This window comes from Streptococcus sp. SM5 (genome assembly GCF_027497975.1).
The window spans coordinates 1-12210 of sequence record NZ_JAJNSC010000032.1 but is presented as its reverse complement, the minus strand read 5'-3'; the positions used below and the strand labels follow the sequence as shown (position 1 = coordinate 12210).

The 12210-nt window shown below is 39.5% G+C and carries 6 protein-coding genes and 1 pseudogene; 1 reads left to right on the top strand and 6 read right to left on the bottom strand.

What is annotated here, in order from left to right; all coding sequences use genetic code 11:
• Positions 1-60 precede the first annotated feature (60 nt).
• From asnS to PAN07_RS16095, 4 genes are all read right to left on the bottom strand, one after another.
• The gene (gene asnS / locus PAN07_RS16110; RefSeq protein WP_192855651.1) at positions 61-1407 is read right to left on the bottom strand and encodes an asparagine--tRNA ligase; all 1347 of its coding nucleotides are present in this window, start codon (positions 1405-1407) and stop codon (positions 61-63) included.
• Positions 1408-1426: 19 nt separating this feature from the next.
• Positions 1427-2605, bottom strand: a complete 1179-nt coding sequence (locus tag PAN07_RS16105) for a pyridoxal phosphate-dependent aminotransferase (protein ID WP_269798342.1) — start codon at positions 2603-2605, stop codon at positions 1427-1429.
• Complete coding sequence (locus PAN07_RS16100; RefSeq protein WP_269798341.1) at positions 2602-3090, bottom strand: DUF5590 domain-containing protein; 489 nt, start codon at positions 3088-3090, stop codon at positions 2602-2604. The genes PAN07_RS16105 and PAN07_RS16100 overlap by 4 nt, the downstream gene beginning before the upstream one ends.
• A 292-nt stretch (positions 3091-3382) precedes the next feature.
• On the bottom strand, positions 3383-4579 hold the full coding sequence (locus PAN07_RS16095; RefSeq protein ID WP_269798340.1) for an MFS transporter: 1197 nt from the start codon (positions 4577-4579) through the stop codon (positions 3383-3385).
• Between the two features lie 418 nt (positions 4580-4997).
• On the opposite strand from PAN07_RS16095, the gene PAN07_RS16090 reads away from it, so the two are divergent.
• On the top strand, positions 4998-5546 hold the full coding sequence (locus tag PAN07_RS16090; RefSeq protein WP_033681542.1) for an NADPH-dependent FMN reductase: 549 nt from the start codon (positions 4998-5000) through the stop codon (positions 5544-5546).
• 120 nt (positions 5547-5666) lie between these two features.
• Here the strand turns inward: PAN07_RS16090 and PAN07_RS16085 are convergent, their stop codons facing one another.
• Positions 5667-9542, bottom strand: coding sequence for a YSIRK-type signal peptide-containing protein (locus tag PAN07_RS16085; protein ID WP_269798339.1), 3876 nt, complete (start codon positions 9540-9542; stop codon positions 5667-5669).
• 150 nt (positions 9543-9692) lie between these two features.
• Positions 9693-12210 (bottom strand): annotated as a pseudogene (locus PAN07_RS16080) (hypothetical protein); the annotation flags it as partial.

The window sequence follows — 12210 nt, the reverse complement described above, 5'->3', positions numbered from 1 at the left end:
AAGTTCAAAAAAAGAAGGGATTTACCTTCTTTTTATTATAATAACTTTTTTATTTTATTTTTACGGTTTGATACGGTGCAACATACGTGGGAATGGAATGGCTTCACGGATGTGTTTTGTACCTGCTGCGAATGTTACCATACGCTCAATACCGATACCAAATCCACCGTGTGGAACTGTACCGTATTTACGAAGGTCAAGGTAGAATTCATACTCTGTACGGTCCATACCAAGTTCATCCATCTTAGCAACAAGGGCATCGTAGTCTTCCTCACGCATAGAACCACCGATGATTTCTCCGTAGCCTTCTGGAGCAAGCAAGTCTGCACAAAGCACGCGCTCTGGATTTCCAGGAACTGGTTTCATGTAGAAGGCCTTGATGGCTGCTGGATAGTTCATGACAAATGTTGGCACACCAAAGTGGTTTGAGATCCAAGTTTCATGCGGTGAACCAAAGTCATCACCATGCTCAAGATGTTCGTAGTCAGCGTCTTCATCATTTTCATGCTCTTGCAAGAGGTCAATAGCTTGATCGTAAGTGATGCGTTTGAATGGCTCTGCAATGTAGCGTTTCAGGAGCTCTGTATCACGTTCCAAAGTTTCCAAGGCTTGAGGCGCACGGTCAAGAACACCTTGAAGAAGAGCTTTCACATAAGCTTCTTGCAAGTCAAGTGATTCATCGTGTGTCAAGTATGAGTACTCTGCGTCCATCATCCAGAACTCAGTTAAGTGACGACGTGTTTTTGATTTTTCAGCACGGAATACTGGACCAAAGTCAAAGACACGACCAAGAGCCATCGCACCTGCCTCTAGATAAAGCTGACCTGATTGACTCAAGTAGGCTGGAGTTCCGAAGTAGTCTGTTTCAAAGAGTTCAGTTGAATCTTCTGCCGCGTTTCCTGAAAGAATTGGGCTATCAAACTTCATGAAGCCGTTCTTGTCGAAGAACTCGTAAGTTGCGTAGATGATAGCGTTACGGATTTGCATCACCGCTACTTGCTTACGAGAACGGAGCCACAAGTGACGGTTGTCCATCAAGAAATCTGTTCCGTGTTCTTTTGGTGTAATTGGGTAGTCTTGAGATTCACCGATTACTTCGATGTCTGTAATGTCCAACTCATAACCAAATTTAGAACGTTCGTCTTCTTTGACAATTCCTGTCACATAAACAGACGTTTCTTGGCTCAAGCGTTTGATGATATCAAACTTCTCAAGTCCCACTTCTTCACCAAATTTTTCTAAAAAGTTTGGTTTAAAGGCTACACCTTGGAAGAAGGCTGTTCCATCACGCAATTGCAAAAAAGCGATTTTTCCTTTTCCTGATTTGTTGGCAACCCAAGCACCAATCGTCACTTCTTGACCAACATAGTCTTTTACATCAATAATCGTTACACGTTTTGTCATTATTTTTCCTTTTCTTTTTCTTTTATTTTTCCATAAATGCTTTCAAGCGTTTAACTGCTTCTTTAAGCGTGTCTAGGTCTGTCGCATAGCTGAGGCGGACATTTTCTGGAGCTCCAAATCCTGCTCCTGTTACCAAGGCTACTTCAGCTTCTTCTAGGATAGCGGTTGTAAAGTCTGTCACATCCGTATAGCCTTTCATCTCCATTGCCTTTTTGACATTTGGGAAGAGGTAGAAGGCTCCTTGTGGTTTGACCACTTCAAATCCTGGAACTTCTGCAAGTAGGGGATATATAGTATTGAGACGTTCTTCAAAAGCCTGACGCATGCTTTCTACAGTATCTTGTTCACCTGATAGAGCCTCAACTGCTGCATACTGGGCTACTGCTGACGGATTCGAAGTTGTTTGACCTGCAATCTTAGACATAGCAGCGATAATGTCTGCTTCTCCGACGGCATAGCCAATCCGCCAACCAGTCATAGCATAGGTTTTAGACACACCATTGATGACCACTGTTTGCTTGCGAATCGCTTCAGATAGACTAGAAATCGGTGTGAACTCATGACCATTATAGACCAAACGCCCATAGATATCATCTGCTAGGATGAGAATATCCTTTTCTACAGCCCAGTTTCCGATTGCCAAAAGTTCCTCACGGGTGTAAATCATACCTGTGGGATTGGATGGTGAATTCAGCACCAAAACCTTGGTCTTGTCTGTGCGAGCTGCTTCTAACTGCTCTACTGTCACCTTAAAGTGATTGTCTTCCTTAGCAGGAACAAAGACTGGCACACCCTCTGCCATCTTGACCTGGTCTCCATAGCTAACCCAGTAGGGGGTTGGGATGATCACTTCGTCCCCTGGATTGACCACAGCCATAAAGAAGGTATAAAGAGAATATTTGGCTCCTGCAGCGACTGTCACTTGATTTTGCGCTACAGAATAGCCGTAAAAGCGCTCAAAGTAGGTATTGACTGCCTCCTTGAGTTCTGGCAGACCTGAGGTCACTGTATAAAAAGAAGCACGCCCATCTTGAATCGATGCAATGGCGGCATCTTGGATATTTTTTGGAGTAGTGAAATCTGGCTCACCTAAAGTTAGAGACAAAATATCTCTGCCCTCAGCCTTGAGTGCTTTGGCACGGGCTCCAGCAGCCAAGGTCACACTTTCTTCCATTTCTAAAACACGGTTGGATAGTTTCATAGGCCCTCCTTATTGACCAATGCTCCTGTTTCAAAATCTACTAGATAAAAATCAGAGCCTGACTTGACTTCCCAGATTGGCTTGTCTTGATAACGGCCAAAGGTAATCTTGTCAATCTCGCCAGCTCCTTTTTCCTTAGCAAGAGCTTCTGCTTTTTCTTGTGAAATACCCTGATTTAGCTGATAAACGTAAATCTTATGGTCATCTTTACCAATCAGGACAGCAAGTGATTCTTGCTGTTTATTATGACCAAGAACACTGTAGTAAGATTCCAAGCCATTGTATAAATCAACCTGATCAACCTGCTCTAATCCTGCATACTGCTGAACTAATTTTTCTCCTTCACTTTTAGCTGTTTGATAGGGTTTCATGCCGAGAGAAACCAGATACAGAAAGGAAGCACTGATAACCACAAACAAAATCGTCATCCCTAGACCATACTGCCACAGTAGATTATTTTTTGCTTTTTTTTGTCTTTTTTTCACTCGTCTATTTTACCATCTATTGGGCTTTATTACAAGTGAATGCAAGAATACTCTTCGAAAATCAAATTCAAACCACGTCAGCTTCGCCTTGCCGTACCCAAGTACTGTCTGCGGCTAGCTTCCTAGTTTGCTCTTTGATTTTCATTGAGTATAAGAAACCAATTCTATTTCTCCCTTCAAAGCAAACCGATTTTTCTTGTTTAAAACCGAGCAAGAAAAGTAAAGACAGCTCCAAAATCAACCTATTAAAAAACCTGAGCTTGGCACTCAAGTTTTTAGAAGTTCTTTTAATCTATGGTATTATTTTATTATCTATTCTTTTAGCCATTTTTCCTAAAAAGACAGGGAGTAGAAGGCTAATCAAGACTAAAAAGAATCCTAGATAAAGAAATGCTACTACAAAGCCTAAATTATCAATCAACCACCCTGTCAGTGGGAAGAACACAATCATACTTAGGCTAAACATCATAGAGTAAACACTTAGCATGGTTGCCCTTACTTCACTTGGGAGCCGCTCTTGCAAATCATTGTCAAAAATCGGCTGAAAAAGAGCATATAGAGCATTACTAATCAAATAAACCAAAATATAGATTAGAGGTGTTCCAAAGTAGGACATCAGGTAGGTAACTCCAGTCAGCAGGACGAGAATAGGGAAAATCTTCAAGGCGGCATATTTCTTTCCAATCTTACTCGCTAGATAGACTGCAACGATATTCAAGAGACTTCCAAGTAGCATAACTGCTGAAATTTGCCAACTACTTAAATCTGGTAACTGATTTTGATAGTAAAAATAAAACATGCACATGAGTGTACCAACAATCTGAGACAAAATCATCCAGTTGAAGAGTATGGGATTTCGCTCCAACTCTTCCTTAACAGTCCAAATAATCTGTTTCATGGTCACACTATCAGTTTTTTCTAGCTTGACACTGGGTTCTTTCAGCATCCAAATCAAGACAAGAACTATGATAGAAGTGGCAATCATGATATAGTAGGTCAGGTACAATTGACCATGGACAAAAAATCCCGCCAATACTGTCCCCAAAGAACGAGTTCCTTCTGCTACTCCTGACATGAAACTTGAAATGGATAGATAGCGTTCTTTTAGTCCAGCCTCTACAGCCGAGTCATAAACCATTGCTGCGCTTGTTCCTGAATCAAAATTATAAGACAAGGCACTCACCGCCATTGCTAGTGCATAAATCCAAAAATTTCCTTGCCCAGCCAACATGAGAATAGAAGACACAATCCCTGCTATTCGACTTAAATAAAGGTTGGTCTTATAGGAATAACGATCAGCTAACATTCCAGATGGAATTTCACAGAGAAGACTGGTCGTATGAAAGATACTTTCCAGAAGTCCAATCTGCCAAAGAGACATGCCGTTTTGACTGAGAAAGAGAATCCAAAAACTGGTAATCCCTAGAAATGCAAAAAACTCAACTCCGGCCATCAGGCCAATATTTTTCCGATAATTTCTTATTAACATCTTTTCTCCTTAACAAGTGTATTATTATTTCTTTTGTCCGTCACTTGTTAATCTGTGTCTTACATGATCTCCACCCCTTTTAGAAGCATTCTTCAATGCCATTATTATTCCTTTAATTATTTATGAAATGATACCGGAAAATAGCTGTTCTGCGGTTTCTATTGCTAGTTTTCTTGTTTATTTTAGCACTTATGTCATCATATTACAAGAGAATGTTAGAATACTCCTATAAAATCAAAGAAAACCAAAATCCAAAAAACAGTTCTTACTTTTCCAGTGGCAACTGACTAGAGCTTCTGTAATTTTTTAATTTTCAAATAAACTCTGAGCAAATTTCTTGCAAGTTGTTTAGTTTTGTTGTAATATATTTCATAACAACGAGAGAGTTCTCGGAAATTTAAGAAAAAGGAGACACATCATGTCTAAAAAAGTATTATTTATCGTCGGATCACTACGTCAAGGTTCTTTCAACCACCAAATGGCTCTCGAAGCTGAGAAAGCACTTGCTGGTAAAGCTGAAGTTAGCTACCTTGATTATTCAGCCCTTCCTCTCTTCAGCCAAGATTTGGAAGTTCCAACTCACCCAGCTGTAGCTGCTGCTCGTGAAGAGGTTCTCGCTGCGGATGCCACCTGGATCTTCTCTCCAGTTTACAACTTCTCTATCCCTGGTACAGTGAAAAACTTGCTTGACTGGCTATCTCGTGCTCTTGACTTGTCTGATACACGTGGCGCTTCTGCCCTTCAAGACAAGTTTATCACAGTATCATCTGTAGCCAATGCAGGTCACGATCAACTCTTTGCTATCTACAAGGACCTCTTGCCATTTATCCGTACACAAGTCGTTGGTGATTTCACTGCTGCACGTGTTAATGACTCTGCCTGGGCAGACGGAAAATTGGTTCTTGACGAAACCGTCCTAAACTCACTTGAAAAACAAGCTCAAGACTTGGTCGCAGCAGTTCAGTAAAAAATAGAAAATTTTAAGAAGTCATTAATATAAAAATGAGCCACTTTAAATTTAAAGTGGCTCATTTTTTGTGCTATTTAATACTATACTGCTAATTAAATCAGTATTAACACTTTATATTTAGCGATGTCTTCTAGCATGACCACGAGTTCCTGGTCCAGTTCTAATTGGTTTAACTTGTTTACCTGGACGTGAAGGAACATGGTGTACTGGTCCATGATGAGGTCTCGTTAAATGCGGTTTAGGCTGAACACTTGGTTTTGGATGAGTAACAATTACGTTTGGTTTTGTAACCACTCCGACCACATGAGTATGGCTAGTAGTGCCAGTATGAATGACACTTGTCACCTCTGAATGAGTTTCTGTTTCATTTGTTGTGATAGTGACAATCGGTGTTGTTGGGCCCGCTGTTGCGGCGTTTGAGGTAACAGTGGTTGTCGTTGTAGTTGTAGTCGTAGCTGTTCCACCAGGAACAGGTTTTGTCTCTGTTTTCTTATTAACAGATGTTTGTGAAGAAAAATCTGTTGGTTTAATTGCAGCCAAAGCTTCAGCTGGAGTTAAGCTAGGTTTTGAATCAGTAGTCGCTACCGGTTTTGGTTGAACAGCTGGTGTTGGTGTAGCTGGAATAGATGCTACTGGTTTAACTGGTGTTACCGGTGCAGGTGCTACTGGTTTGACTGGAGCAACTGGTTGTGGTGTGGCAACAGGCGCTGGAGTTACTGGTGTCGAAACTACTGGTTTGACTGGTGTTGATGGTGCTACCGGTTTTGGTTTAACTACAGGTGCTGGCTTAGCCGGAGTTGACACTGCTGGTTTAACCGGTGTTACTGGTTTTACCGGTACAACGGGTTTTGTAACAATTGGTGATGATGCAACAACTGGATCCGGAACAGTCAAAACTGGTTTGATAGAAATTCCATTACCTAGACTAGAAGGAGTCGCTGCAATAGTTGTCACCCCTTGTGGAGTAACATTTGGTTTATGAACAGTCGTATCTACTGAGGCTACTGGCTTATCATCAATTCTTGTAATTTTCCAATTATCATAAGTTACTGCACCTGTAACAAGGTTAACTCTCGCTACTCTTTCAAAAACTACAGAACGAACTACATCTTTGAAAGCTTGTTTACCATCTTTTTGATATTTGTAGTGAATCGTCTGCTTAGTCATTTTTCTCAGTGTATCTAAGTTTTCAACAGATTTAGGCCAAACAGGTGTCAATGCGTCTCCTGCTACTAATGGATTTCCAGCAATTGGTTTCGGATCATCTGCTGTGACAGTCACAACTTTTTCAATTAATTGAACTGAGAATACTTGGTCAGTTTGTTTATCACTGTCGAAGCGTTTATCATTAGCATTTGCGAAGCCATCATGTACTAATTCATATCCTTGTTTTAAGTATTGATTGATACGATTTTTTGAATTATAAGCAATTGTTTCACCTGGAAGACCAACTACACTGTCCACATTTCCTAAAACTTTAGGACTTGTTTCTGTTTGATTGAGGTATTTAACCTGTGCTTTTTGTTGAGCAAGATAATCATAAACAACATGGATATCAGCCTGTGTCAAATATCCCTTACTATTAGCAGGTGTTTGTGACAAGACATATACTACACCATCTTTTTCGAAACGTTCAGGAACTTTAGCAGTCACATCATAGTTATTTCCCAACAAGTTAATGAGATTTGAACTCTTATCATGTGGTGTATTGAATGTTTCTAAAATAGCTTGACTTGTTTTATCACGATACTGAATATCAACTTTACCAAATTTAGCTTCTTCGTACACAGCTACCACGTTAGCTTGAGCTCGTGTAATCGTACCAGATGTCTTCGTATTGCTATAGAAACGATCATTCTGTGCATATTCTTTAAAGACATAATATTTACCATTTGGTGAATGCAATAAATAAGGTGCTGTGATAGATGTTGTTTGAATTCCTTTGTTTTCTTGAACTTCTGTCTCAGTTGTATTTCTCTCTAAAGTAGCTACATAGCTAGTATCAATTTTGGTAGATGGTCTTACAGTAGTGAATTTGTCTTGAAGGATACCTCCATTTTCCACCGCTGCAATGGCAGGAAGAAGCATTTTCCCTTGAGTATCAACGAATCGAACGGCTACATCTCCATATACAAGGCGTCCATCTGTTCTTACCATATCTGGATTGGCAATTTTCCAATCAGAATCAGCAGCTTGTTCGTATTGGTCTGTAAGATTTTTACCTTTGGCATCAACAACTGTCAATGTCCCTGGAACATTTGATTTAAAACCATTTCTAGCTTCATTCAGATAATTAACTGTGTGACTTGTCGGAACACGGTCAACTCCAAAGTCTTTTGTACGTAATACATAAGTTCTTCCAGCCAACATCTTTCCAGATACCAATTCAAAGGTTAATTCATTATCTGCTGCCTTAAGAATCTTGAATTTGGCATGTTGACCAGGCTCTTCACGAGGTGCCTCCAAAATAACATTATGGCGATTTACCCTTGTTCTTGATGTATCAGGGCTAGTATTTATCATTTCGACATTGTGGGCACCACGTTCAACAAATTCACCGACAGTAGCAAACTTATTGAATTCTGTATCATTGATACGAACGGTGAAACGGGTCCCTGCACTAAAGTTTGATTTCCATGTTCCGATACGAAGAGTGCTGTTATATGTTTTGATACTACCATCATCATCCAACATAACATCACCTGTGAAGTTAGCTGTAGCTGGTGTATCATAAACTTTAGGTGCTCCTATATCTGTTTTAATCACAGTGTAATTCTTAGTGACTACATTTTGACCATTAACTGAAATAACACCAGTTACAGACTTATCCACGTTCACTCGAGGATAACGAATTCCACCTCTGTATTGAAGTTCAAAAGTAACATCATCTAAGCGTTCAATTTCGTCAGTAAAACGGTATGTTGCTTCAATATGACTCCCTTTGTCAACTAAATCCCATGATTCTTTTGTGTCCAAAGCAACGTCACGGTCTCCACGTGAAGCCCAATATGAAAGGCTTCCAGCTTTGGCATTATCATTTTTCTGAACCAGACTCACTCGTTCTGCAAAAACTTTACCTTCAGCAACCAATTTTTGAGGAAGATTATTATCTTGTGGCAATTCCTTCAAACCAATTGTAAAGATATCCCCCTTATGATAGGCACCATTTTTAAATTTTAATTGGAAGCGATAATCAGCAATACCTGTTGAAGTTACACGGTCTGCCATATCAATTGTACCACTGGCAATAATATTTCCATTATCGATAGCTACATCTTGTGTTTGAGTCGGCGATAGACTAGCGCTAATTTTCTTGCCATATCCTGCACGTTGTAACTCAGTATACACTGTTTCGATAGCTGAATACAGTTGATTTAATTGAGTCTTAAGATTTTCTGCACTAACAGATGAATCTTTCAACAAGGCTTTTGATTGTGAAATCTGAATGGTAGCTGCCTTAACAGCTTCTTGAACCAGGGCTTTTTCTTCAGCTTTACGTTCTGCTTCCTGAGAATAACGTAAAGCGACTTGATTTAAAACTTCTGCTTCTGATACAACCTGATCAAGAGTAGTTTTTTCGACTGATTTTTCTTCTTTTACCTTTTCACTTGAAGCAGGTGAAGTAGTTTTTTCTTCACTAGGCTTAATTTCTTTAGAAGTGAATTCTTTTGAGTCAGAATTTTTTGTCTCAGCTGCTACTTTAGATTCTGCTTCCTTATTTAGAAGGGCATTGACATCTAATTCTTCTTTTTCCAAAACTGGAGCTTGAAGAGCGAAAGGCAATTCTGCTATTTTTTCCTCTGAATGTTTTTGCTTGGTCACATCTGATTTTTTAGAGACTTTTTGTTCTTCTTTTTCAGTTCGATGTGAATCTACTTTTTGTTCGTCTGCACTCACATTTGAATAAGTACCAAAAACCATCAAGGCAGCTACAGCAACAGATACTGCACCAAAACTTGATTTTCTAATGGAATACTTGTTTACCTTATTCATTTGATTCCGTTTTACTCTTGAATACATATATTTTCTCTCTAACTTTTTATGATAAAAAAGGGAGTGGAATTGATGCTGTATTGACATACATTCTCACTCCCTAAAACACTACACTTCCAATATTTTGTTGTCTAGAGTTTTGTTTTGATTTTATTCATCTCGTTTTGATTTTCCAACTAAACTGAATCCAGCAAATAGGCCAAGTACTCCTAGAACTTGAGCCATACCAGAAGAGTGACCCGCAGTTTTTGGAAGTTCTTTTTCCTCCTCTTTTGGAGCTGGGGTAGAGGTTGGAACTGGAGTTGGCGTAACTTGTGGAGTTGGGGTTGGAGTCGGAATTGGAGTTGGGGTAACTTGTGGAATTGGTTGAACATTTCTATAAGTTACAGTTACAACTTGATTATCCGTTTCTGCTGTAATTCCTTGAACCGAATCTACTTTAGCAAGATCAGGTTTGTATCCTGCAATGGTTGGAGACACCACTTCTTCAAAACTTGTCACTCCATCTTTAGAAACCCAAGATGTACTTGTAGTCTTACCTGTTACATTATCGATACTCAGCATACGTGAAAAGCTTACTTGTTCATGATGATCTTCACTTGCTTTTGTACCATCTGCAAATACATAATGAATCGTTCTTTCCACAACTTTTGGAGCATCTTTTTTAACAGTGATTTTATGTTTCAATAGAACTGTATATTCTTGAACTTTTGTTTCATCTGTATCAAAAGTTGCATCTGCAGGGAAACCATCTTCCTGTAATAAGTACCCTTTTTCAAGCAACGATTTCAAAACAGTTTCTGTCGTATAGGCAATCTTTTCTCCTGATTTACCAGTAATATTGTCTGTATGAACGACTTCATTCTTGTTATCAACATCTATGTAACGAACAACTGCAACTTGTTCTGTCTTGACGTAAGTTACCTTTGTATCTTCACCTGGATTTTCAGGTGTAACACTTGTACGCTCTGGTTTGTAGCCTACAATTTCAGGTACTGCTGTTTCTCCAGCTTTACGAGGATCATTTGCATCATTCATGTATTGTGGTTGAGGAGCATTTACAATTACATTTCCAGAAGCATCTACTGGAATGATTTTACCCAAAACTTTATATGTAACTGTATCAGTTGCTTTTGGTAAATCTGGCGTAACTGTCTTGCCACCAGCTTCTGCTTTATTAGCGAAATACCCTGTCACAACTGGTACTTTAACTGTTCCATAGGTATGGTCCTTATTTTCCCAAGTTGTTTCTTTAGTCGCTTCATTATATGATCCCTTGAAGACAAAATCATTTTGCACATTATCTTTAGGAGTTGCAGAACCTGCCCCAGTAAAGCTTACAGTTTGCTCTGTTTCCTTAGATACTGAATCAATAATTTCGTTATATGTTACAAAGGTATCTTTTCCGATGCGATCAGGATCAGATTCATCATTTGGTTCGATTGTCTTGTCAACAATATTATATCCCCAAACAGTTGGTTGCGTATTATTTAATACATGGAATTTTGGAGCCGCAGGAATTTTTGTTTCCGCTGCTTTTGTTGCATCGTTTGGATCATTATCATAGTACTTATAGAGAGCGTCTTCAATGTTTTGTACCACCTCTCCTTGTTCATTGATATATTGTCCTTTATTATTGACTGCTACAATACGTCCCATTTCTTTCAAGTCAACATTAACTTCTGTATCTTGAGGAGAATTTGGGTTAACCTCCATCGTTCCTACTTTATTCACAGTAGCATAGAATTTTGGTGTAATAGGAGTTCGTACTGCTTTGAACACTGCATTAACAGATGAATCAGCTTCTGAATTAGTTGAACTATCTGGCTCTGCTACAGTGGCACGTTTACCTCTTGATGAACGACGTACTGAACGCTCACCATTTTCTGTCACAGTTAAGCCTAATGGAGACTCTTGAGAATTAGTAACTTGTGGAGCTAAAGCTAGTCTTACACTAGATGATCTTACAACTCTTGTTACACTGTTATTTGCTACTGTAGGAGTTGTAGCTGATGGTTGAGATGCTACTGGAGCTACAACATCTTGGTTTTTAATACCAGTAATCTTCCATTGTTCATAATTGATATCACCAGAAACCAAATTCACAAGAGCATTTCTTTCATAGCTGATATGTTGATCAATCGTTCCATATGCAGCTTTTCCATTTTTAAGGTAACGGAAGTTGATACGACGACTTATTGTTTGAGTCAATTTCTCCATTCTCTCGACAGTACGTGGCCAATTTGGTGTATTTGGTTGTCCTGGATTGACTGGTGTGTTTGGTTGTGGTTTAGGATCTTTCGGTGTTACACGTTCGACACGTTCTGAAAGGGTTACAGTGTAGACTTGGTCACGTGCTGTATCATAGTCATAAACCTTAGCACCACCCGCTGTGAATTCATCGCTAACAAGGTTATAGCCTTGTTTCTTGAACTCTGTGATTTGACTTGTTGTGCTGTAGGCAATGGCTTCTCCTGACTTACCTGTTACTTCATCTGTTGTGAGAACACGGTTACCGTTAGTGCTTACATAACGGATAACAGCTTTTTGAGCATCCTTACGGTAAGTAACTGTTTCAACACGGTCTTGGTCTTTCGCTTGAACTCCACTTACAGCTGGGATTTCTGATTTATCCGCTGTGTAACCTGCGATGGTTGGAGAGACCACT

Coding starts and splice junctions, on each gene's coding strand:
- PAN07_RS16090 (WP_033681542.1), top strand. CDS start 4,998: ATGTCTAAAAAAGTATTATTTATCGTCGGATCACTACGTCAAGGTTCT.
- PAN07_RS16105 (WP_269798342.1), bottom strand. CDS start 2,605: ATGAAACTATCCAACCGTGTTTTAGAAATGGAAGAAAGTGTGACCTTG.
- PAN07_RS16095 (WP_269798340.1), bottom strand. CDS start 4,579: ATGTTAATAAGAAATTATCGGAAAAATATTGGCCTGATGGCCGGAGTT.
- PAN07_RS16085 (WP_269798339.1), bottom strand. CDS start 9,542: ATGAATAAGGTAAACAAGTATTCCATTAGAAAATCAAGTTTTGGTGCA.